Genomic DNA, 20,365 nt, shown 5'->3' on the forward strand with positions numbered 1-20,365 from the left:
ATTGCGCCGGCCTTCAACATGACAGCCAGGTGACACCATGCCCGGATACAGGCGCAGCGGGATTCCGCGCCCGTCCACCATCTTCGCGATCAGCAGCGCCATCACGCTTTTGGTGCTGCTGGCGGGGCTGGTGGTGACGAACGACACCCATGCGCTGTTCGCCGAAGGCGGCCCGATCGAAGGGATGTCGGCGATCTTCCTGGGAACCTCGGCGCTGTGGGTCAGCGTCGATATCGTCCTGCAGCGCCGCTGGCGATCCTGGCATATCGCGGTCCTTCTGTGGGCGGCGACGATGCGCGAGCTGGACATGGACAAGGCCTATACGACCGAAGGGATCCTGCAGCTCCGGCTCTATTCGGGGGATGCGCCCATCCTTGAGAAGCTGATCGGCGGGGCCATCGTCGGGCTGCTGACCTGGGCGGGGCTGCGGCTTCTGGCGCGGAACATGCCGCGCTTCATCCGGCGGCTGCGCAGGCTGCGGGCGCAGGAATGGCTGCTGGTGCTGGGACTGGCGCTGATTTTCCTGGCCAAGACCATCGACGGGCTGGGGCGCAAGCTGGCCCCCCTGGGGATCGAGATCAGCGACCGGCTGGGCAGCTTCGCCGGACGCGCCGAAGAGGCGATGGAGCTGATCGCCACGATCCTGATCCTGCAGGTCGTGGCCCTGATCCACGCGCGTCGCAGGACCTGAGGGGCCGCACAGCCGCGACCGGAAACGCAAAAGGCCGCCCGTCCGGGGCGGCCTTCGCGCATGAATGGGGGGATGGCGTCAGCGACGACGGTCGCGACGCGAGCTCATGGGCTGGAAGGCCACGCTGACATGGGTCTCGCAATAGGGCTTGCCCGAAGCCGAGGGCAGGCCGCAGAACCAGAACTTGTCGGTCGCCGGGTCGCCGATGGGCCATTTGCAGGTCCGCTCGGTCAGTTCCATCAGCGACAGCTTGCGCGCGCGCTTCTCGACCTCGCGGGCCGAGGCCAGCGTCTCGGGGCTGATCTCGTTGGCCGAGGGCTGCGGCGGCAGCGGCTGACCCGCGGTCACGACGGGGCGACGCGGCGTCGGGCTGAAGGGCACCGGCTGGGTGGCGGCCTCGGGCTCGGGTTCCGCCTGCGGTTCGGGGGCGGGCTGCGCCGCGGGGCGTGCCGCGGCGGGCTTCTTTTCGGGGGCCGGTGCGGGTTCGGGGGCCGGGGCGGGCTGCGCGGGTGCCGCGGCCTCTTCCTCGGTCCGGTTCGACAGGCCCAGGCGATGCACCTTGCCGATGACCGCGTTGCGCGTCACGCCGCCCAGCTCCTTCGCGATGGCGCTGGCCGACTGACCCTCGGACCACATGCGCTTGAGCGTCTCGACTCTTTCATCCGTCCAGGACATGTCTGCCTTTCCGCGCGGGTCGGGGCCCGCCGCCCATCTTGAAACCTGCGATTGGTCCCGTCAGAAACGGGATGCCGAGATTTAGCCGCCGATGCGCAGAAATTCAAGGACCGCAAAATGACCCCGAGGATGAATCCCGACAGTCCCGCGATGGGCGTGCGCCGTTTCGGCCGCATCAACTGGCTGGGCATGCGCACGCTTGCCACCCGAGAGGTGTGCCGCTTCATGGCGGTCTGGCAGCAGACCATCTTCGCGCCGCTGATGACGGCGGGGCTGTTCGTGCTGGTCTTCGCGCTGGCCCTGGGCCAGGGACGAGGAGAGGTCATGGGCCTGCCATACCTGGTGTTCCTGGGGCCGGGCATCCTGATGATGACGGTGATCCAGAACTCGTTCGCGAACACGTCCAGCTCGATCACCTCGGCCAAGGTGCAGGGCAATATCGTGGACACGCTGATGCCGCCCTTGTCGGCGGGTGAACTGCTGGCCGGATACCTGGCGGGGTCGGTCGTGCGCGCGGGACTTGTCGCAACCGTGATCGGGACTGGCATGGTGATCGTCACGGGGCAGGGGATCACCCATCCCGCGCTGGCCGCGCTGTTCGTGCTGCTGGCGGCGCTGCTGCTGGGGGGCCTGGGCATCCTGGCGGGGATCATGGCGCAGAAGTTCGACCAGATGGCCGCGATCACGAACTTCATCATCACGCCGCTGTCCTTCCTGTCGGGGACCTTCTATTCGGTGCAGACCCTGCCCGAGCCCTTCCGCACGCTGTCGCACTGGAACCCGATCTTCTATCTGATCGACGGGGCGCGTTTCGGCGTCACCGGCATCAGCGATGCGCCCGTGCTGCGGGGTGCCGCGATCTGCATCCTTGCGGTGGCGGGCGTGCTGACACTTGCGTGGCACTGGCTGCGCATCGGGTACCGGATGAAGGCGTGATCGGCGATTGAGGCTTGCGCGCAGGATTTTCTGCGCGCATCTTCCCCGCCATGAGCATGCGACGCGCCCGTATCATCCGACGCTGATGCGACCCCATAAGGTCAGCATCCCCTTTCGCCTGCCATGTCCACATCCCTGATATTTCGAAGGTTCAGTCCCATGATCCCGCATGTCCTGCCGACCTATAACCGTGCCCCCCTGTCGTTCGAACGCGGCGAGGGCGCCTGGGCCATCACGGCGGACGGAAGCCGATATCTGGATCTGGGGGCGGGGATCGCGGTGAACGTGCTGGGCCATGCGAACCCCGATCTGGTCGCGGCGCTGACCGAACAGGCGGGCCGGATCTGGCATGTGTCGAACCTCTACCAGATCCCGCAGCAGGAACGGCTGGCGGGCATGCTGGTCGACAACACCTTCGCCGATACGGTCTTCTTCACCAATTCCGGCACCGAGGCCGCCGAGCTTGCGATCAAGATGGTCCGCAAGTTCTGGGACCACGCGGGCGATCCTGACCGGATCGAGATCATCACCTTCGAGGGCGCCTTCCACGGGCGTTCCACCGGGGCCATCGCCGCATCGGGGGCCGAGAAGATGGTCAAGGGCTTTGGGCCCCTGATGCCGGGCTTCCGCACGCTGCCTTGGGGCGATATCGACGCGCTGGAGGCCGCGGTGACCGACCGCACCGCCGCCGTGATGCTGGAACCCCTGCAGGGCGAAGGCGGCATCCGCCCGATCGCGGACGAGGATCTACGTCGCATCCGCGAGATCTGCGACCGGACCGGCGCGCTGCTGGTCCTGGACGAGGTGCAATGCGGCGTGGGTCGGACCGGCCGGCTGTTCGCGCATGAATATGCCGGTGTCACCCCCGACGTGATGATGGTCGCCAAGGGCATCGGCGGGGGCTTCCCCCTGGGTGCGGTGCTGGCGACCGAGGCCGCGGCGGCCGGGATGGTCGCGGGCACGCATGGATCGACCTATGGCGGCAACCCGCTGGCCTGCGCCGTCGGCTGCCGCGTCATGGAGATCGTGGCCGATCCCGATTTCCTGGCCGAGGTGAACCGCAAGGGCGCGCTGTTCCGCCAGAAGCTGGAGGGGCTGGTCGCCTCGCATCCCGACATCTTCGAAGGGGTGCGCGGTCACGGCCTGATGCTGGGGCTGAAATGCAAGGCCGCGCCTGCGGACCTGGTCCGGGCGGGCTATGACGAGGGGATCCTGACGGTGCCCGCCGCCGACAGCACGCTGCGACTTCTGCCGCCGCTGAACATCGCGGACGAGGAAATCGCCGAGGCCGTGGCGCGGCTGGACCGCGCCGCTGCCCGTCTGGCGGACTGATCCGGCCACAGCAGGGGGCATCGCCCCCTTTTTCCCGCCCGCGCACTTGACCCTGCGGGGCCCAGAGGGCTTGCTGGCGGAAACCCGTTGAAAGACAGACCCATGACCCACTTCCTGGATATCCACAAGACCGACGCCGGACAGCTGCGCGGCATCATCGACAATGCCCGCGCCATGAAGATCGCCCGAAACGACCGCCCCAAGGGCATGGCCGACGACGACCAGCCGCTGGCCGGTCGCATGGTCGCGCTGATCTTCGAGAAGCCCTCGACCCGGACGCGCGTCAGCTTCGACGTTGGCGTGCGCCAGATGGGCGGCCAGACGATGGTCCTGTCGGGGTCCGAGATGCAGCTGGGTCACGGAGAGACGATCGCGGACACCGCCCGCGTTCTGTCGCGCTATGTCGATCTGATCATGATCCGCACCTTCGAGGAGGCGACCCTGCTGGAGATGGCGGAACATGCCACGGTGCCGGTCATCAACGGGCTGACGAACCGCACCCATCCCTGCCAGATCATGGCCGACATCATGACCTTCGAGGAGCATCGCGGCCCCATCGCGGGGCGCAAGGTGGTCTGGTCGGGCGACGGCAACAACGTCTTTGCCAGCTTTGCCCATGCAGCGGGGCAGTTCGGCTTCGACCTGACCTTCACCGGGCCGCAGACGCTGGACCCGGAACGCGAGTGGATGGACTATGCCGCCGCGATGGGTCGTCCCATCACGATCGAGCGCGATCCGAACAAGGCGGTCGAGGGGGCCGACCTAGTCGTCACCGATACCTGGGTCAGCATGCACGATCCCCAATCCGCGAAGGAACGCCGCCACAACCAGCTGCGCGGGTATCAGGTCAATTCCGAGCTGATGGCGCGGGCGAAACCCGATGCGCTGTTCATGCACTGCCTGCCCGCGCATCGCGACGACGAGGCCACAAGCGAGGTCATGGACGGTCCGCATTCGGTGATCTTCGACGAGGCCGAGAACCGTCTGCATGCGCAGAAGGCCATCATGCGGCACTGCCTGGGCCTCTGATCCGCCTTGGTCGGTGTTCCGCTCGGGCCCGTGATCCGAATGACGGCGGACCTGCGGTCCACCGAAGACATGCGAAAGGGCCGCGTCATGGACGCGGCCCTTTCCGTTTGCTGCGGCGCGATCAGCCGATGGCAGCCGCCCGGACATCCTCGTCGATGCCGTCGAGATACTGGGCGAAGTTGTCACTGAACATCTGCACCAGCTTGGCGGCCTGACGGTCATAGGCCGCCGTGTCGTCCCAGGTGCGGCGCGGGTCCAGCAACACGTCCGACACGCCCGCGACGCTGACTGGCACGTCGAAGCCGAAATTCGGGTCGCGGCGGAACTGCGCGTCGTTCAGGCTGCCGTCCAGCGCCGCGGTCAGCAATGCGCGGGTCGCGCGGATCGGCATGCGCGAGCCCGTTCCGAAGGCGCCGCCGGTCCAGCCGGTATTCACCAGCCAGCAATTCGCGCCATGGCGGGCGATCTTGTCGGCCAGCAGCTTGCCGTAGACCTCGGGGCGGCGGGGCATGAAGGGCGCGCCGAAGCAGGTCGAGAAGGTCGGGATCGGCTCGGTCACGCCGACCTCGGTGCCGGGGGTCTTGGCGGTGAAGCCCGACAGGAAGTGGTACATCGCCTGCGCGGGCGTCAGTCGCGCGATGGGCGGCAGCACGCCATAGGCATCGCAGGTCAGCATGATCACGTTCCGCGGGCTGCCGCCGATGCTGGTCGTCGATGCGTTCGAGATCGCATCCAGCGGGTAGGCGCAGCGCATGTTGTCGGTGATCGAGTTGTCCTCGAAATCCAGTTCCAGCGTGTCGGGGTCGAAGACCATGTTCTCGATCACGGTGCCGAAGCGCGAGGTGGTGGCGAAGATCTCGGGTTCGGCCTGCGCGGACAGGTTGATCGTCTTGGCGTAGCAGCCGCCCTCGAAGTTGAAGATGCCGTTGTCGGACCAGCCGTGTTCGTCATCGCCGATCAGCACGCGCGAGGGATCGGCCGACAGCGTCGTCTTGCCCGTCCCCGAAAGGCCGAAGAAGATCGCGCTATCGTCCGGATCGCCCGGCGCGTGGTTGGCACTGCAATGCATCGGCATGATGCCCTTTTCGGGCAGCAGGTAGTTCAGCAGCGTGAAGACCGACTTCTTGTTCTCGCCCGCATAGGCGGTGCCGCCGATCAGGATCAGCTTCGCATCGAGGTTCAGCGCGATGACCGTCCCGCTGCGGCAGCCGTGACGTTCGGGGTCGGCAGTGAAATCGGGGCAGTTGATGATGGTGAATTCGGGGGTGAAGTTCGCCAGTTCCTCGGCCTCGGGGCGGCGCAGCAGGTGGCGGATGAACAACCCGTGCCAAGCCAGCTCGGTCACGACGCGCACGTCCAGGCGATGTTCTGGGTCGGCTCCGCCGAACAGGTCCTGCACGAAGTAGTCGCGGCCCTTCATATGCGCCAGCATGTCCGCGTGCAGGCGATCGAAGGCATCGGGGGTCATCGGGGTGTTGTTTTCCCACCAGATCGTGTCCTCGACCGACGGGGTGCGGACGACGAACTTGTCCTTGGGCGACCGGCCCGTATGTGCGCCGGTGGTCACGAGAAAGGTGCCGCCCTTGCCGATCCGGCCCTCGCAGCGGGTGACGGCCTCGTTCATCAGCGCGGGTTCCAGCAGGTTGTAATAGACCCGGCCCAGCCCCTCGATGCCCTGATCTTCAAGACGGCAGTTGGGGTTTACGCGTGTGCTCATGTTCCTCTGGCTCCGGTATGAGGGTTCGGGTCCGGGGCGCGATCGTGCCCCCTCATCCGGCTATAGCAGCGGTTGAATCGCGCGAAACCGGGCAGCGCTAACCGTTAGCGGCAACAGTAAATGTTATCGCCATCATGGCGATTTTCGTCCCGATCTGGCCTTCGAACACCCTGCTGAGGCAGGTTGGCGGCGACGATTTTGCGACAAGGTGATTCGGATGCAGCTTCATGCGACCACGGTGGCCATCGCGGGGCGGGGTCTGGTGATCATCGGCCCTTCGGGATCGGGCAAGTCCAGCCTGGCGCTGGAGCTGATGGCCACGGGAGGGATGCTGGTCGCCGACGATCGGACCGACCTGCGCTGCGATGACGGCAGGCTGATCGCCAGCGCCCCGGACGCCCTGCGGGGGCGGATCGAGGCGCGCGGGATCGGCATTCTTGCCGCCCACACGCATGGCCCGGTCGAGGTCGTCTGGGCCTGCGATCTGGGGGCCCCCGAGGCGGCACGACTGCCACAGCGACAATCCGTCCGGTGGCTGGGGGTGACGGTTTCGCTTGTGTCCGGGCCGTGGCGGCCACATCTTCACGCTGCATTGCGGCAGTTGATGATGGGGGGCCGGGTTGACTGATGCCCCCGCCAAGGGGGTTCCCGTGACCGAGCAGCAGGGCGATACGGACATGCAGAGGGTGGTGCTGGTCACCGGCCCGTCGGGGGCGGGGCGATCCACCGCGATCAACGTCCTCGAGGATCTGGGCTTCGAGGCGATCGACAACCTGCCGCTGTCGCTGATCCCGCGGCTTCTGGACGGGCCCGCGCGCCCCGAACCGCTGGCCCTGGGTCTGGATGTGCGCAACCGCGACTTCTCCGCCTCGAACGTGATCGAGCTGATCGACCGTTTGACGCGCAGGCCCGATTTCGGGCTCGAGGTTCTCTATCTGGATTGCGCGACGGATGTCCTCGTGCGCCGCTACAACGAGACGCGCAGGCGTCACCCCCTCAGCCCGGACGAGGCCCCCAATGCCGGGGTCGAGGCCGAGACGGACCTGCTGGTGCCCATCAAGGCGCGCGCCGATGTCCTGGTCGACACGTCGGACCTGTCCCCGCACGATCTGAAGGCCGAGCTGACGCGCTGGTTCGACAACGATGCGCGCAGCCGTCTGGGCGTCTCGTTGCATTCCTTCAGCTACAAGCGCGGCGTTCCGCGCGGTCTGGACCTGATGTTCGACTGCCGTTTCCTTGCGAACCCGCATTGGGAACCCGATCTGCGTCCCTTGGACGGTCGAGAGGCGGCCGTGCAGGACCACGTCACCGCCGATCCGCGATTCGCGGAGTTTTTCCTGCGAACTCGCGAATTGGTGGAATTCCTGCTGCCTGCGCATATGGAAGAAGGGAAATCGCACCTGTCGGTGGGGTTCGGATGCACCGGAGGCAAACATCGTTCCGTCACAATGGTGGAAAAGATGGCGCTTGCGCTTGCGGATGCGGGCTGGCCGGTGTCAATAAGACATAGAGAACTCGAGCGTCGTCTGGCGGCGTTGCACGGTGGATCGGAAAGCCAGCCCGTCGGCGCGGCAGATCCGTCCAAGGTGCAGGCGCAATGACGAGGCATATCTTTGAACCTGGTGAGGCGCGTTGATCGGAATAGTCATCGTGGCACATGGCGGTCTGGCGCGGGAATATCTTTCCGCGGTCGAACATGTCGTGGGGCCCCAGACAGGCATTGCCGCCGTCGCGATCGAGGATGATCACGACCGCGCTGCCAAGATGGCCGAGATCCAGGCCGCCGCCGATGCCGTCGACCTGGGCGACGGCGTCGTTCTGGTGACGGATCTGTTCGGGGGATCGCCTTCGAACCTGGCGCTGCCCGCCTGCGCGGTCCAGGATCGCACGATCCTTTACGGGGCGAACCTTCCGATGCTGGTCAAGCTGGCGAAATCGCGCCATCTTCGGGTGGGCGATGCGGTGGCCTTCGCGAAAGAGGCCGGCCGCAAATACATCAACAGCTACAACGTCCCCCCCGAGGCCGCGTTGGGCGCGGCAAGGCGGCATCTGGGATGAGCGATCCGGTCACCAGGGATTTCGAGATCATCAACGTGAAGGGCCTGCACGCGCGGGCCAGCGCGAAATTCGTCGATGTGGTCGAACGCTTCGATGCCGAGGCCACCGTGGAAAAGGACGGCATGTCCGTATCCGGCGACAGCATCATGGGCCTTCTGATGCTGACCGCGCCGCGCGGCAGCCAGATCCGCGTGACGACGAAGGGCGCGCAGGCGCAGGAATTGTCGGACGCGTTGCAGGAACTGGTCGCGGATTATTTCGGCGAAGGCATGTAAGGGCCCAGTTTTGCCCGATCGCAAGACCTATCACCATGGCAATCTGCGGCAGGCGCTGGTCGATGCGACCGCCTTGCTGGTCGAGGCGCAGGGCCCGCAGGCATTCACCCTGACCGAGGCCGCGCGCCGCGCAGGCGTCTCTGCCGCCGCCCCCTATCGCCATTTCAAGAACCGAGAGGATCTGCTGGAGGAAGTCGCCCGGCAGGGGTTCGAGGAATTCGCCAAGCGGCTGGAGAAGGCCTTCGATGGCGGGGTGCCGCAACCGTTGACGGCATTCCTGCGCATGGGTCAGGCCTATCTCGACTTCGCGGCGGACCGGCCCGGCTTCTACATGGCGATGTTCGAAAGCGGGATCTCGATCGCGGGGAACGCCGAATTGGCAGCCGCCTCGGAGCGCGCGCAGGGCGTCCTCGTGGCGGCGGCAGATGCGCTGTCGCAGCGCCTGCCGGACGGGAACCGCCCGCCCGCGCGGATGGTCGCGAACCATATCTGGGCCATGAGCCATGGCGTGGTCGAGCTGTTTTCCCGAGGCAAGCCGGGCGCGCGCAGTCCCGTCGCTCCGTCCGAGATGTTGGAGAGCGGTGCCATCATCTATCTTCGTGGGCTGGGCCTGATCCCTTCCTGAAAATCGACGACGAAGATCTTGACCCCGGCGCTTTCGCTCCCATCTATGTAAATGTGATTAACATTAACATTGGAGAGAGAGATGGAAACCGCCACCTTGGCACATGCTTCGGCCCCCAGGTCGCGTTCGCGGCTGAGCGAGGCCATGACCGGCGCGCGCGACTGGCTGGATGCCCGGGGTCGCCTTGCATGGATCGCGGCGATGGTCCTGGGGTTCATCGCCTTCTGGCCCGCGGGCCTCGCCCTTCTGACCTACATGATCTGGAGCAATCGCATGTTCGGATGCAGCAAACGCACGACCCGCAGCCTGCGCTACAGCGCACCTTCGACCGGCAACAGCGCCTTCGACGCCTATCGCGAGCAGACGCTGAAGCGGCTCGAGGACGAGCACGCCGAATTCCTGAACTTTCTGGAAAAGCTGCGCGAGGCGAAGGACAAGGCCGAGTTCGACCAGTTCATGGACAGCCGTCGCCCGAAAGAGGATGCCTGAGCATCACCGGCGCGGGGCCGCATCGGCCCCGCGACCCGATCAGCGGGTCGGGACGGGCGTCTCGCCGCGATAATCGTAGAAGCCGCGCCCGGTCTTGCGACCCAGCCAACCGGCTTCGACATATTTCGTCAGCAGGGGGCAGGGGCGGTATTTCGTGTCGGCCAGCCCGTCATGCAGCACGTTCATGATCGCGAGGCAGGTGTCCAGCCCGATGAAATCGGCCAGTTCCAGCGGCCCCATCGGATGGTTCGTGCCCAGTTTCATCGCCTTGTCGATGCTGTCGACCGAACCGACGCCTTCATACAGCGTGTAGACCGCCTCGTTGATCATCGGCATCAGGATGCGGTTGACGATGAAGGCGGGGAAATCCTCGGCGCTGGCGGCGGTCTTGCCCAGCGATTCCACAACGGCCAGCAGCGACTTGTAGGTCGGTTCGTCCGTGGCGATGCCGCGGATCAGTTCGACCAGCTGCATCACCGGCACGGGGTTCATGAAATGGAAGCCCATGAACTTCTCGGGGCGGTCCGTGCGGCTTGCAAGCCGCGTGATCGAGATCGACGAGGTGTTCGAGGTCAGGATCGTCTCGGGGCGCAGATGCGGCACCAGATCCTCGAAGATGGCCTGCTTGACGCTCTCGCGTTCGGTCGCGGCCTCGATCACCAGATCGGTCTGCCCCAGATCGGCCAGCTTCATGGTGGTTCGGATGCGCGACATGGCGGCGGCCTTGATCTCGGCCGAGATCTTGTCGCGCGAGACCTGGCGTTCCAGGTTGCGGTCGATCTGCGCCACCGCCGCGTTCAGCGCGTCCTGGCTGATGTCGTTCAGCAGAACGTCATATCCCGACAGGGCGAAGACATGGGCGATCCCGTTGCCCATCTGGCCCGCACCGATCACGCTTACGGTCTGAATGCTCATTCCATGCCACCTTCTGCCTTGTGCCCGCGACGATATGGCGGGCCATGTGATGCCGCAACGCAAAACCGCCCCCGATGGGGGCGGTTCCGAACGCTGCCTGACGGATCAGAGCTTCTCGGTCATTTCGGGCACGATCTGGAACAAATCGCCCACCAGACCGTAATCCGCGACCTGGAAGATCGGAGCTTCCTCGTCCTTGTTGATCGCGACGATGACCTTGCTGTCCTTCATGCCGGCAAGGTGCTGGATCGCACCCGAGATGCCCACCGCGACATAGAGATCGGGTGCCACGACCTTGCCGGTCTGACCCACCTGCCAGTCGTTCGGGGCATAGCCCGAATCGACCGCGGCGCGCGATGCGCCGACGGCGGCGCCCAGCTTGTCGGCCAGCTTCTCGATCAGCTCGAACTGCTCCTTGGAGCCGAGCGCCCGACCGCCCGACACGACGCGCCCGGCCGAGGTCAGCTCGGGGCGGTCGCTTTCGGCGACCTCGTCGGCCACCCAGGACGACAGCGCCGGATCGTCGGCCAGCGTCGCATCCTCGACCGGGGCGCCGGCGCCATCGCCCGCCGCGTCGAAGCTGGCGGTGCGGATGGTCATGACCTTCTTGGGGTCGGCCGATTTCACGGTCTGGATCGCATTGCCGGCATAGACCGGACGCTCGAACGTGTCGGCGTCGATCACCGCGGACACGTCCGAGATGACCATGACATCCAGCAGCGCCGCGACGCGGGGCATGATGTTCTTGGCATCCGTCGTCGCAGGCGCCGCGATGTGGTCGTAATCGCCCGCAAGCGCGACCATCAGCGCGGCCGCGGGTTCGGCCAGACGGTGGCCGTAGCGCGCATCCTCGGCGACCAGCACCTTGGCCACGCCGTCGATCCCAGCGGCTTCCCCACCCGCATCGCGCGCGCTTGCCCCGGCGCAGAGGACGGTCACATCGCCAAGCGATTTCACGGCAGCGACGGCCTTGGCGGTCGCGTCGCGGTTCAACTCACCATTGGTGACTTCGGCCAGCAGCAGAACAGCCATCACACCACCCCCGCTTCTTTCAGTTTCGCCAGCAGCTCGTCAACCGAGCCGACCTTGATCCCGGCCTGACGGCCCTCGGGTTCGCGCGTGTTCACGACCGACAGGCGCGGCGTGACATCGACGCCCAGATCCGCGGCGGTCTTTTCGTCCAGCGGTTTCTTCTTCGCCTTCATGATGTTGGGAAGCGATGCATAGCGCGGCTCGTTCAGGCGCAGGTCGGCGGTGACGATCGCGGGAAGCTTGACCTCGATGGTCTGCAACCCGCCATCGACCTCGCGGGTGACCTTCGCGGCCTCGCCCTCGATCTCCAGCTTGCTGGCGAAGGTCGCCTGACCCCAGCCCAGAAGCGCGGCCAGCATCTGGCCCGTCGCGTTCATGTCGTTGTCGATGGCCTGCTTGCCGGCGATCACCAGGCCGGGCTGTTCCTCGTCGATCACGGCCTTGAGGATCTTGGCAACCGCCAGCGGCTCGATATCCTGGTGGACATCATCGGCAGCCACGACCAGCACGGCGCGGTCCGCACCCATGGCCAATGCGGTGCGCAGCGTTTCCTGCGCCTGCTTGACGCCGATGCTGACGGCCACGACCTCGGTCGCGACGCCCTTTTCCTTCAGACGGATCGCTTCCTCCACCGCGATTTCGTCGAAGGGGTTCATCGACATCTTGACGTTCGCCAGATCGACACCAGACCCGTCGGCCTTGACGCGAGCCTTCACGTTGTAGTCGATCACGCGCTTGACTGGCACGAGAACCTTCATCGGCCTCTCTCCCTTTGTTTCGGCGTCTTGTGGCTCAAGTGTTAGACGGCAGGATTGCCCGATGACAGGGCAAAAACGTCACAGGACGCAGCGTTTGCGGTATCGCAGGTCAACGGTTTGCGCCCGGAACCCACAGGATGTCGTCGGCCCCATCGGCATTCGCCACGCGCCCCGCCACGAACATCCAGTCCGACAGGCGGTTCAGGTATCGCAGGGCCTCGGGGTTGGCATCGCCGCCTGCCGCAAGATCGGTCGCGCAGCGTTCCGCGCGGCGCGCCACGGTGCGGCACAGATGCAGATGGGCGGCCAGCGCCGATCCGCCGGGCAGGATGAAGCTGCGCAGCGGTTCAAGGCGCGCATTCATCGAATCGATCTCAGATTCGAGGCGCTCGGTCTGGGACGCCACGATGCGCAGAACCGGGTAACCGGCCTGGTCGTCGGCTGCCATGTTCGGGCGCGACAGGTCTGCGCCCAGATCGAACAGGTCGTTCTGGATGACCGCGATGCGTTCGGCCAGATCGCCCGTCGCATGCAGTCGCGCAAGGCCCAGAGTAGCGTTCAGTTCGTCCACCGTGCCATATGCCTCGACCCGCGGGTCCGATTTCGACACGCGGCTGCCATCGGACAGGGCCGTGTCGCCCTTGTCGCCCGTGCGGGTATAGATCCTGTTCAGAACGACCATCAGCGTGCCCCCAGCCAGACCAGCAGCAGAAGGGCTGCGATCACCCCCGCCTGCGCATAGATGCGCCAGCGCATCATCCGGTTGGCGTTGCGCCGGTTCCAATCGCCGCCCTTGGCGAAGCCGCCGATGCCCGTCATCAGGATCGCGAAGACGATGCCGATGCCCAGAAGCGAGATGATGATCAGGTTCCTGTCGTCCATATCCCTGCCTTTCGATCCGAAAGCCTAAGCGCGCCGCGCGAACCAGTCCAGCGCCACCGTGGGAAGAACGCGCCGCGCCACCGATGAGATGCGCGTGGGGGTCGTGACATGATAGCGCGGGGCGGGTCGATCCGCGGTCAGCGCCCTCAGGATGCGTGTCGACACCTCGCGCGGGGGCAGCTCGTACCGGTCCGGCCCCGAGGGTTCATAGAGCCGTTTTAACAGGCTGTCGCGATATTGCTGCGCGCGGGGACTGGCCTGCCAGTCCACCCATCGTTCGAAATGGGGAATGGCATTTTCCCGGATGCGGCTGGTGATCGGGCCGGGTTCGATCAGTACGACATGGATGCCCGTGCCGCGCATCTCCAGCCGCAGGACGTCGCTCAGCCCTTCCAGCGCGAATTTCGTGGCGACATAGGGCCCGCGCCACGGGATGCCCACCAGCCCCAGGACCGAGCTGACATTCACGATCCGCCCCGCGCCCCGTTCCCGGAAATGCGGGATCAGGCGGCGGGTCAGGTCGTGGGTGCCCAGCAGGTTCGTTTCGAAGATGGCGCGCATCGCGCCGCGGGGCATGTCCTCGACGGCACCGGGCAGGGCGAAGGCCGCGTTGTTCACCAGGCCGTCGATCTGGCCGCCCTGCAATGCCGTCTCGACGCAGGCGGCGATGCTGTCCTCGTCGTCCAGATCCATCCGCAGGCATTCCATGCCCTCGGCGCGGCGGGCCTCGATATCGGAATCCTTGCGGCAGGTCGCGACGACGCGGATGCCCTGTTCGGTCAGAAAGCGCGCGGCATCCAGCCCGATGCCCGAAGATGCGCCCGTCAGAAGGACGCGCATCATGGGGCGTCCGGGGACAGGAACTGGTTCGCCATGAAACCGCGATCACCCGAGGGGGTGCGGATCTCGACCCAGCTGCCGCCGGTGGGGCCCATCGCCTCGACCCGGGTGCCCAGTGTCAGCGCGGCGACGACCGGGTTCCCGGTGCCGGGCCCGGACCGCATGTTGACCCGCGATCCGGTCACGTAGAGCCGCGGCCCGTCGCCCAGTTCGGCAGGGGCCGCGGCAGGCTCCTCGCCCGCATGTTCGGGCGACGGTTCGAGGGGCGGACCCGGGAACCGCTCGACCCGTTCGGGGGTCTGGCTGCTGGCCTGGACGATCCCCACGGCGCTGTTCTCCTCGGAGGTGGTCGGGGTCAGCGCCTCGGCGCCCTCGGTTTCCACGCGCGGAACGGTGCGCGTCAGATCCTCGGCCCCCGCATCCTGGGCCGCGCTGACGGTGCCGGCGTCGCGGGCGCGGCGTTCGGCGCGCAGGTCGTCATCCCCGTATCCGGACAGCACCGCCCAGATCGCCACCAATGTCGCAAGCGTCAGCAAGCCAAGCCTGAGCATCCCGAGCCTCCCTCTTCGCTGGTCTATCGGTCTAACCGATCACGGCGGACAACACCACGGCGTGAACGCGGTTCCGCGGTTTTTCGATCTGGACCGGGGGCGTGGCGCGTCCTATCCAGATGACATGTCTGACGATCCTCTCATCGATCCCGCGCAGGGCGCGCAGTCCGAACCCCTCAGCCGAGCCATCGGCGACAGGTATCTGACCTATGCCCTGTCCACGATCATGCACCGTGCCCTGCCCGATGCCCGCGACGGGCTGAAGCCCGTCCATCGCCGCATCCTCTATGCGATGCGGGAATTGCGGCTGTCGCCCACCGGGGCCTTCCGCAAGTCGGCCAAGATCACCGGCGACGTGATGGGCAATTATCACCCCCATGGCGATGCCGCGATCTATGACGCGATGGCGCGCCTGGCCCAGGATTTCGCCATGCGCTATCCGCTGGTGGACGGGCAGGGGAACTTCGGCAATATCGACGGCGACAACCCCGCCGCCGCCCGTTACACCGAGGCCCGCCTTGCCGGCACCTCCGAGGCACTGATGGACGGCCTGACCGAGGATTCGGTCGATTTCCGCCCCAATTACGACGGCACGCTGACCGAACCCGCGGTGCTGCCCGCGGCCTTCCCGAACCTTCTGGCGAACGGATCGTCGGGGATCGCGGTGGGCATGGCCACCAACATCCCGCCCCATAACCTGCACGAGGTGATCGACGCCTGCCTGCATCTGATCAAGACGCCCGATGCGCGCGACGACACGCTTGCGACGCTGATCAAGGGGCCGGATTTCCCGACCGGCGGCGTCGTCGTCGAAAGCGCCGAGAGCATGGCCGAGACCTATCGCACGGGGCGCGGGGCCTTCCGCCTGCGCGCGCGCTGGTCGGTCGAGGATCTGGGCCGGGGGCAGTGGCAGATCTTGGTCACCGAAATCCCCTATCAGGTGCAGAAATCCAAGCTGATCGAGCGGCTGGCCGAACTGATCCAGACCCGCAAGATCCCGATCCTGGCCGATGTGCGCGACGAATCCGCCGAGGATGTGCGCATCGTGCTGGAACCCAAGAACCGCAGCGTCGATCCCGATCAGCTGATGGCGGCCCTGTTCAAGTCCAGCGACCTGGAGATCCGCTTCAACCTGAACATGAACGTGCTGATCGACGGGCGCGTGCCCAAGGTCTGCAGCCTCAAGGAGGTCCTGCGCGCCTTCCTCGACCATCGCCGCGAGGTCTTGGTCCGGCGTGCGAATTTCCGGCTGGAGAAGATCGCCGCGCGGCTCGAGGTGCTGGAAGGTTACCTGCTCGCCTATCTCAACATCGACCGCGTGATCGAAATCATCCGCCACGAGGACGAGCCCAAGGCCGTGATGATGGCCGAGTTCGGCCTGTCCGAGGTCCAGGTCGAGGCGATCCTGAACATGCGCCTGCGCGCGCTGCGCAAGCTCGAGGAGATCGAGCTGCGCGCGGAACGCGATGCCCTGCTGGAGGAACGTGAGGCGCTGCAGACCATGCTGGCCGACGAGGACGCGCAATGGTCGCGCATCGCGGCGCAGCTGAAGGAGGTCCGCAACCTCTTTGGGAAATCCACCCCCGAAGGGCAGCGCCGGACCGAGATCGCCGAGGCCGCCGAGACCCCCGTCATCGACATCGAGGCCATGATCGAGCGCGAGCCCCTGACCGTGATCCTGTCCAGGATGGGCTGGATCCGCGCGATGAAGGGCCACCAGCCGCTGGATGCCGAGGTCAAGTTCAAGGATGGCGACGGACCGGGCTTCGCACTGCATGCCGAAACCACCGACAAGCTGATGGTCTTCGCCTCGAACGGGCGGTTCTACACCTTGCCAGCCAACAACCTGCCCGGCGGGCGGGGCATGGGCGAACCGCTGCGCCTGATGGTCGATCTGCCGAACGAGGCCGAGGTCATCGCGATCTTCCCCTGGCGCGAGGGGGTGAAATACCTCGTGGCGTCGAAGGCCGCGGACGGGTTCGTGGTCAATTCCTCGGATATCCTTGCGCAGACGAAATCGGGCAAGCAGGTGCTGAACGGCGATGCGCTGCTGTGCCGCCCGGTCACCGGCGATCACTTGGCCGTCGTGGCGGGCACGCGCCGGATGCTGGTCTTCCCGCTGACCGAACTGCCCGAGATGGCGCGCGGCAAGGGTGTGAAGCTGATGAAGCTGAAGCCCGGCGGGCTGTTCCGCGACGAGGTGCTGACAGATGCCATCACGCTGAACTTCGCGGACGGGCTGTCATGGCCGATGGGCGGGGGCAAGACCCGCACCGAAGGCGATCTGTCCGAATGGCTGGGCAAGCGGGCGGGCGTGGGCCGGATGGCCCCGCGCGGTTTCCCGCGCGACAACAAGTTCGCATGAAGAAAGGGCGGGGTGATCCCCGCCCTTCGTCGTTCCGGCAGATGGCGTCCCCTACAGGCCGCCGCCGCCCACCGAGCCGAAATACTCGCCGGTGATATAGCTTGCCTCGTCCGAACCCAGCAGCACGTAGATCGGCGCGATCTCGACCGGCTGGCCGGGGCGTCCCAGGGGCTGGTTGGCCCCGTGCTGGGTGGCCTTGTCCGTGGGCTGGCCGCCGCTGATCTGCAGGGCTGTCCAGTAGGGGCCGGGGCAGACCGCGTTCACACGGATGCCGCGCGGAGCCAGCTGCTTGGCCAGCGATTGCGCGAAGGCCACGTTCGCCGCCTTGGACTGGGCATAGTCGAACAGATGCGCCGCGGGCGAGAATGCCTGCGTGGACGAGGTAATGATGATCGAGCCGCCTTCGCCCATATGCGGCACCGCCGCGCGGGTGATCCAGAAGGGCGCGTAGATGTTCGTCTTCATCGTCGCGTCGAAATCCTCGGTCGTCAGCTCCTCGATGGTCTCGCAATATTGCTGGCGCCCGGCATTGTTGACCAGAACGTCAAGCCCGCCCAGTTCTTCGACCGCGCGCGACACGAGGGTCTTGCAGAATTCCTCGTCCCGGATGTCGCCCGGAATGGCCACGGCCTTGCGGCCCTCGGCTTCGATCACCTTGACGATGACGTCGGCATCCTCCTGTTCCTCGGGAAGATAGTTGATGGCCACATCCGCGCCCTCGCGGGCATAGGCGATGGCCGTGGCGGCACCGATGCCGCTGTCGCCGCCGGTGACGAGGCAGCGCTTGCCCGCCATGCGGTTGGACCCGCGATAGCTTTCCTCGCCGTGATCGGGCAGGGGGTCCATCCTGGTGGCCAGACCCGGCATGGGCTGCTTCTGCGCGGGGAAATCGGGTTCGGGAAGGCGGGGGTCCTGCAGCGCTCCGGCGCGGAACGGGGGGCGGAATGGCTTGCCTGACATGGCTTTCTCCGGTGTTTCGGTGAATGTCGGGAAAAACGAAGCCGCCGCCTTGCGGTTCCGGCATCATTTGTCTGTACGACGCACCCATTTCCAACCGGTGACCATCGGCCGCACCAGATCCTCGTTCTTCCAGACGCGGTAGAACAGGATGACCGCCACATGCAGCACCACGAGGATCAGCACCAGATCCGCGCCCAGGCTGTGCCAACCCACCGCCGCGCGCGAGATCTCGGGGCCGGCGGCATCGGCAAGGGGGCCGATATTCACGAAATCCTCGGGGTCGATGACCAGCCCGCTGCCCGCCTGCCAGATCAGGACGCCCAGCATCGCCACGACCGACAATGCGCCCATCGGGTTGTGTCCCGGCCAATTGCTGGGATTGCGATCGGGCAGATGCCGCAGATAGGCCATCACCGCGCGCGGGCCGCGCAGAAAATTGACGAAGCGCGCATGTTCAGGCCCGACGATGCCCCAGACCAGCCGGAAGGCCAGCAGCCCCAGGATGGCATAGCCGATCCAGAAATGGACGGTCATGATCGAGGGGCCGAACTTGCCCAGAAGCCAGTTCGTGACGACCAGCACCGCCAGCAGCCAGTGGAACAGCCGCAGCGCCGGATCCCACAGGCGGACCCGGCGGGCTTCGTCGCGCCGCATCAGTCCGCGCGATAGCTTTGGTGACAGTCGCGGCACGCACCGCCCACGGCCTGCAGCGCCGGCCCGAGGTTTTCCTGACCGCCCGCGACGGCCTGGTCCAGCCCCTCGGTCGCACTGGCGAGGGCCGCGTATTTCTGCGCGAAATCGTCCTTGTCGTCCCATATGGCGGGCAGGGCATCGGTGCCGTCGATATCGTCGGCGGAACTGCCATCGACAAGCAGCTTGGGCAGGTCGTAGCCGGTCAGGGCCATCAGGTTCCGGGCTGCGGCGACTGCGGCGGCCTCGTCGTAATCCGTGTTACCCCGTGCCATGTCGGACAGGGTGCTCATCTCGGTCGAGATCATCGTGAAGAAGCCCTGGCGCGCCTTGACGGCATCCTCGGCGGATTGCGCGAATGCGGGAAGGGCGGCAAGGCAGAAAGCGGCGGTAAGGGCGGCTTTGGACATGGCGGGCTCCTGTGACCTGTCGGACGAGGCGGCTTGCCATGTCAGCTTTGCAGGAAGGGCGGGATCGCGCAACAGTGCAGCCCCGCCCTCACGCTTTCGCGATCACGCCCCGTTATAGAGCGGCGTGACACCGGCCTCGCGGTGAATGTCGTTGACCTGCGTCCGGTCCAGACCCATCGCAGTGGCCAGATCGTTGAGGTAACGCGCCTCGGCCTCGCTGTCGAAATCGATGGCCAGCAGCGACATCAGATAGACCTGCGCCTCGAGACCCTTGGGGACGTCGCGGGCCAGGTCCTGCGCATTGACCGGACGCGACATCTGCTCGCGGATGAAGTTGCGTTCGTCATCGTCCAGATCGTCGCCCAGGTGTCCCAGCAGGCGCTGCTTTTCGGCGTCGTCCACATGACCGTCGGATTTCGCGGCCTGGATCATCGCGCGCAGCATCAGCGCGGCGACCGCGTTCTGTTCGGGGGTGGGGGCCGTCTGCGGCTCGGCCTCGTGGGTGATGGCATCGTCGAACAGCGCGCCGAAGGTCGCATCGTTCGAGGGCTGCGAATCCTTCTGCGTCAGCTGACCTGCCGTGGCCGATCCGCCGACAAGGCCGCCCAGCACGGCACCCAGGCCGCCCTGCGCACCGCCGCTGCCGCCCAGCTTGTCCAGCAGACCACCAAGGCTGCCCTGACCGCCCGAGCGGTTGCCCAGCATCTGCGAAAGACCTCCGCCGCTGCCGCCCGTGTTGTTCGACAGAAGGCCGCCCAGCAGTCCCCCGCCCTGCGATTGGCCGGTCGATCCGCCCTGCTGACGGTTCTTCATCACCGACCCGATTCCCTTGGCCAGCATCACGCCCGCGGCGACGCGGGCCAGGCTTTTCATCATGCTCATGCGGATTCCCCTGTCCTGAATTGTGCGGCCCCGCGCGTGTCGCGCACAAGGCGTTGGTTCGACAACGAAAGGCGGCCGCGCCGGGTTCCTGCGTGCCCTGCCTGCAATGCCTGCGGAAACTAGCACGTTTGGCTGACGCTGTGCCCTTGATTTTTCCCCGTCCGCCTTATACATCGCGGCGCACGTCAAATCCGGGGCCCTTCAGCCATGCCCCGCGGTATCCAGGAGGCCCACATGGCAAAGGCAAAGTTTG

At 66.2% G+C, this 20,365-nt stretch carries 24 protein-coding genes; 11 read left to right on the forward strand and 13 right to left on the reverse strand.

The features are described from left to right. The first annotated feature begins 37 nt into the window (after positions 1-37). Complete coding sequence (locus KO490_RS02365; protein ID WP_216017768.1) at positions 38-691, forward strand: hypothetical protein; 654 nt, start codon at positions 38-40, stop codon at positions 689-691. A 78-nt stretch (positions 692-769) separates the two neighbouring features. Here the strand turns inward: KO490_RS02365 and KO490_RS02370 are convergent, their stop codons facing one another. Beyond that, positions 770-1,366 (reverse strand): GcrA family cell cycle regulator, encoded by a 597-nt coding sequence (locus tag KO490_RS02370; RefSeq protein ID WP_216017769.1) that lies wholly within the window; start codon positions 1,364-1,366, stop codon positions 770-772. 117 nt (positions 1,367-1,483) lie between these two features. Here KO490_RS02370 and KO490_RS02375 point away from each other — a divergent pair, with 117 nt between their 5' ends. From KO490_RS02375 to argF, 3 genes are all read left to right on the forward strand, one after another. Further along, the gene (locus KO490_RS02375) at positions 1,484-2,302 is read left to right on the forward strand and encodes an ABC transporter permease (protein WP_252726953.1); all 819 of its coding nucleotides are present in this window, start codon (positions 1,484-1,486) and stop codon (positions 2,300-2,302) included. A 159-nt stretch (positions 2,303-2,461) separates the two neighbouring features. Beyond that, positions 2,462-3,634, forward strand: coding sequence for an aspartate aminotransferase family protein (locus tag KO490_RS02380; protein ID WP_216017770.1), 1,173 nt, complete (start codon positions 2,462-2,464; stop codon positions 3,632-3,634). Between the two features lie 102 nt (positions 3,635-3,736). Beyond that, the gene (gene argF, locus KO490_RS02385) at positions 3,737-4,663 is read left to right on the forward strand and encodes an ornithine carbamoyltransferase (RefSeq protein WP_216017771.1); all 927 of its coding nucleotides are present in this window, start codon (positions 3,737-3,739) and stop codon (positions 4,661-4,663) included. Positions 4,664-4,784: 121 nt separating this feature from the next. Here argF and KO490_RS02390 read toward each other — a convergent pair whose 3' ends face one another. Next, positions 4,785-6,380 carry a phosphoenolpyruvate carboxykinase gene (locus KO490_RS02390; RefSeq protein WP_216017772.1) on the reverse strand — a complete coding sequence of 532 codons (1,596 nt, stop codon included), beginning with the start codon at positions 6,378-6,380 and terminating at the stop codon, positions 4,785-4,787. A gap of 217 nt (positions 6,381-6,597) precedes the next feature. Here KO490_RS02390 and KO490_RS02395 point away from each other — a divergent pair, with 217 nt between their 5' ends. From KO490_RS02395 to KO490_RS02420, 6 genes are all read left to right on the forward strand, one after another. Then, the gene (locus KO490_RS02395; protein WP_216017773.1) at positions 6,598-7,008 is read left to right on the forward strand and encodes an HPr kinase/phosphorylase; all 411 of its coding nucleotides are present in this window, start codon (positions 6,598-6,600) and stop codon (positions 7,006-7,008) included. Between the two features lie 49 nt (positions 7,009-7,057). After that, positions 7,058-7,981 (forward strand): RNase adapter RapZ, encoded by a 924-nt coding sequence (rapZ, locus tag KO490_RS02400; protein WP_216017828.1) that lies wholly within the window; start codon positions 7,058-7,060, stop codon positions 7,979-7,981. Between the two features lie 31 nt (positions 7,982-8,012). Next, on the forward strand, positions 8,013-8,438 hold the full coding sequence (locus tag KO490_RS02405) for a PTS sugar transporter subunit IIA (protein ID WP_216017774.1): 426 nt from the start codon (positions 8,013-8,015) through the stop codon (positions 8,436-8,438). Beyond that, a complete protein-coding gene (locus tag KO490_RS02410) occupies positions 8,435-8,713 on the forward strand; it encodes an HPr family phosphocarrier protein (RefSeq protein ID WP_216017775.1) in 279 nt (92 codons plus the stop codon). The genes KO490_RS02405 and KO490_RS02410 overlap by 4 nt, the downstream gene beginning before the upstream one ends. Positions 8,714-8,723: 10 nt before the next feature. Further along, positions 8,724-9,338 carry a TetR/AcrR family transcriptional regulator gene (locus KO490_RS02415; RefSeq protein ID WP_216017776.1) on the forward strand — a complete coding sequence of 205 codons (615 nt, stop codon included), beginning with the start codon at positions 8,724-8,726 and terminating at the stop codon, positions 9,336-9,338. An 81-nt stretch (positions 9,339-9,419) separates the two neighbouring features. Next, positions 9,420-9,827, forward strand: a complete 408-nt coding sequence (locus tag KO490_RS02420) for a DUF2852 domain-containing protein (RefSeq protein ID WP_216017777.1) — start codon at positions 9,420-9,422, stop codon at positions 9,825-9,827. A 39-nt stretch (positions 9,828-9,866) separates the two neighbouring features. On the opposite strand, the gene KO490_RS02425 is transcribed toward KO490_RS02420, so the two are convergent. The 7 genes from KO490_RS02425 to KO490_RS02455 form a co-directional block, all read right to left on the reverse strand. Further along, the gene (locus KO490_RS02425; protein WP_216017778.1) at positions 9,867-10,742 is read right to left on the reverse strand and encodes a 3-hydroxybutyryl-CoA dehydrogenase; all 876 of its coding nucleotides are present in this window, start codon (positions 10,740-10,742) and stop codon (positions 9,867-9,869) included. A 105-nt stretch (positions 10,743-10,847) separates the two neighbouring features. Beyond that, the gene (locus tag KO490_RS02430; RefSeq protein ID WP_216017779.1) at positions 10,848-11,774 is read right to left on the reverse strand and encodes an electron transfer flavoprotein subunit alpha/FixB family protein; all 927 of its coding nucleotides are present in this window, start codon (positions 11,772-11,774) and stop codon (positions 10,848-10,850) included. After that, positions 11,774-12,532: an electron transfer flavoprotein subunit beta/FixA family protein gene (locus KO490_RS02435; RefSeq protein WP_216017780.1), complete on the reverse strand. Its 759-nt coding sequence runs from the start codon at positions 12,530-12,532 to the stop codon at positions 11,774-11,776. The genes KO490_RS02430 and KO490_RS02435 overlap by 1 nt, the downstream gene beginning before the upstream one ends. 109 nt (positions 12,533-12,641) lie before the next feature. Continuing rightward, the gene (locus KO490_RS02440; protein ID WP_216017781.1) at positions 12,642-13,214 is read right to left on the reverse strand and encodes a cob(I)yrinic acid a,c-diamide adenosyltransferase; all 573 of its coding nucleotides are present in this window, start codon (positions 13,212-13,214) and stop codon (positions 12,642-12,644) included. Next, on the reverse strand, positions 13,214-13,414 hold the full coding sequence (locus KO490_RS02445) for a twin transmembrane helix small protein (protein ID WP_216017782.1): 201 nt from the start codon (positions 13,412-13,414) through the stop codon (positions 13,214-13,216). Before KO490_RS02445 ends, KO490_RS02440 begins: the two co-directional genes overlap by 1 nt. A 24-nt stretch (positions 13,415-13,438) precedes the next feature. Then, positions 13,439-14,257 (reverse strand): SDR family NAD(P)-dependent oxidoreductase, encoded by an 819-nt coding sequence (locus tag KO490_RS02450; RefSeq protein WP_216017783.1) that lies wholly within the window; start codon positions 14,255-14,257, stop codon positions 13,439-13,441. After that, positions 14,254-14,805 (reverse strand): SH3 domain-containing protein, encoded by a 552-nt coding sequence (locus tag KO490_RS02455; protein ID WP_216017784.1) that lies wholly within the window; start codon positions 14,803-14,805, stop codon positions 14,254-14,256. Before KO490_RS02455 ends, KO490_RS02450 begins: the two co-directional genes overlap by 4 nt. A gap of 124 nt (positions 14,806-14,929) precedes the next feature. Here KO490_RS02455 and parC point away from each other — a divergent pair, with 124 nt between their 5' ends. Next, positions 14,930-17,170 (forward strand): DNA topoisomerase IV subunit A, encoded by a 2,241-nt coding sequence (parC, locus tag KO490_RS02460; protein WP_216017785.1) that lies wholly within the window; start codon positions 14,930-14,932, stop codon positions 17,168-17,170. Positions 17,171-17,221: 51 nt separating this feature from the next. Here parC and KO490_RS02465 read toward each other — a convergent pair whose 3' ends face one another. The 4 genes from KO490_RS02465 to KO490_RS02480 form a co-directional block, all read right to left on the reverse strand. Further along, a complete protein-coding gene (locus tag KO490_RS02465) occupies positions 17,222-18,130 on the reverse strand; it encodes an SDR family oxidoreductase (RefSeq protein ID WP_216017786.1) in 909 nt (302 codons plus the stop codon). A 63-nt stretch (positions 18,131-18,193) separates the two neighbouring features. Beyond that, positions 18,194-18,784: a cytochrome b/b6 domain-containing protein gene (locus KO490_RS02470; protein ID WP_216017787.1), complete on the reverse strand. Its 591-nt coding sequence runs from the start codon at positions 18,782-18,784 to the stop codon at positions 18,194-18,196. Continuing rightward, a complete protein-coding gene (locus KO490_RS02475) occupies positions 18,784-19,230 on the reverse strand; it encodes a cytochrome c (RefSeq protein WP_216017788.1) in 447 nt (148 codons plus the stop codon). The genes KO490_RS02470 and KO490_RS02475 overlap by 1 nt, the downstream gene beginning before the upstream one ends. 102 nt (positions 19,231-19,332) lie before the next feature. Next, positions 19,333-20,112, reverse strand: a complete 780-nt coding sequence (locus tag KO490_RS02480; protein WP_216017789.1) for a DUF533 domain-containing protein — start codon at positions 20,110-20,112, stop codon at positions 19,333-19,335. Positions 20,113-20,365: the final 253 nt, after the last annotated feature.

Source organism: Paracoccus sp. C2R09, from assembly GCF_018860625.1.
GTDB lineage: Bacteria > Pseudomonadota > Alphaproteobacteria > Rhodobacterales > Rhodobacteraceae > Paracoccus.

Coding starts and splice junctions, on each gene's coding strand:
- KO490_RS02475 (WP_216017788.1), bottom strand. CDS start 19,230: ATGTCCAAAGCCGCCCTTACCGCCGCTTTCTGCCTTGCCGCCCTTCCC.
- KO490_RS02365 (WP_216017768.1), top strand. CDS start 38: ATGCCCGGATACAGGCGCAGCGGGATTCCGCGCCCGTCCACCATCTTC.
- KO490_RS02470 (WP_216017787.1), bottom strand. CDS start 18,784: ATGCGGCGCGACGAAGCCCGCCGGGTCCGCCTGTGGGATCCGGCGCTG.
- KO490_RS02435 (WP_216017780.1), bottom strand. CDS start 12,532: ATGAAGGTTCTCGTGCCAGTCAAGCGCGTGATCGACTACAACGTGAAG.
- KO490_RS02450 (WP_216017783.1), bottom strand. CDS start 14,257: ATGATGCGCGTCCTTCTGACGGGCGCATCTTCGGGCATCGGGCTGGAT.
- KO490_RS02375 (WP_252726953.1), top strand. CDS start 1,484: ATGACCCCGAGGATGAATCCCGACAGTCCCGCGATGGGCGTGCGCCGT.
- KO490_RS02480 (WP_216017789.1), bottom strand. CDS start 20,112: ATGAGCATGATGAAAAGCCTGGCCCGCGTCGCCGCGGGCGTGATGCTG.
- KO490_RS02370 (WP_216017769.1), bottom strand. CDS start 1,366: ATGTCCTGGACGGATGAAAGAGTCGAGACGCTCAAGCGCATGTGGTCC.
- rapZ (WP_216017828.1), top strand. CDS start 7,058: ATGCAGAGGGTGGTGCTGGTCACCGGCCCGTCGGGGGCGGGGCGATCC.
- KO490_RS02410 (WP_216017775.1), top strand. CDS start 8,435: ATGAGCGATCCGGTCACCAGGGATTTCGAGATCATCAACGTGAAGGGC.
- KO490_RS02430 (WP_216017779.1), bottom strand. CDS start 11,774: ATGGCTGTTCTGCTGCTGGCCGAAGTCACCAATGGTGAGTTGAACCGC.
- KO490_RS02395 (WP_216017773.1), top strand. CDS start 6,598: ATGCAGCTTCATGCGACCACGGTGGCCATCGCGGGGCGGGGTCTGGTG.
- KO490_RS02455 (WP_216017784.1), bottom strand. CDS start 14,805: ATGCTCAGGCTTGGCTTGCTGACGCTTGCGACATTGGTGGCGATCTGG.
- parC (WP_216017785.1), top strand. CDS start 14,930: ATGTCTGACGATCCTCTCATCGATCCCGCGCAGGGCGCGCAGTCCGAA.
- KO490_RS02420 (WP_216017777.1), top strand. CDS start 9,420: ATGGAAACCGCCACCTTGGCACATGCTTCGGCCCCCAGGTCGCGTTCG.
- KO490_RS02380 (WP_216017770.1), top strand. CDS start 2,462: ATGATCCCGCATGTCCTGCCGACCTATAACCGTGCCCCCCTGTCGTTC.
- KO490_RS02465 (WP_216017786.1), bottom strand. CDS start 18,130: ATGTCAGGCAAGCCATTCCGCCCCCCGTTCCGCGCCGGAGCGCTGCAG.
- KO490_RS02390 (WP_216017772.1), bottom strand. CDS start 6,380: ATGAGCACACGCGTAAACCCCAACTGCCGTCTTGAAGATCAGGGCATC.
- KO490_RS02425 (WP_216017778.1), bottom strand. CDS start 10,742: ATGAGCATTCAGACCGTAAGCGTGATCGGTGCGGGCCAGATGGGCAAC.
- KO490_RS02440 (WP_216017781.1), bottom strand. CDS start 13,214: ATGGTCGTTCTGAACAGGATCTATACCCGCACGGGCGACAAGGGCGAC.
- argF (WP_216017771.1), top strand. CDS start 3,737: ATGACCCACTTCCTGGATATCCACAAGACCGACGCCGGACAGCTGCGC.
- KO490_RS02445 (WP_216017782.1), bottom strand. CDS start 13,414: ATGGACGACAGGAACCTGATCATCATCTCGCTTCTGGGCATCGGCATC.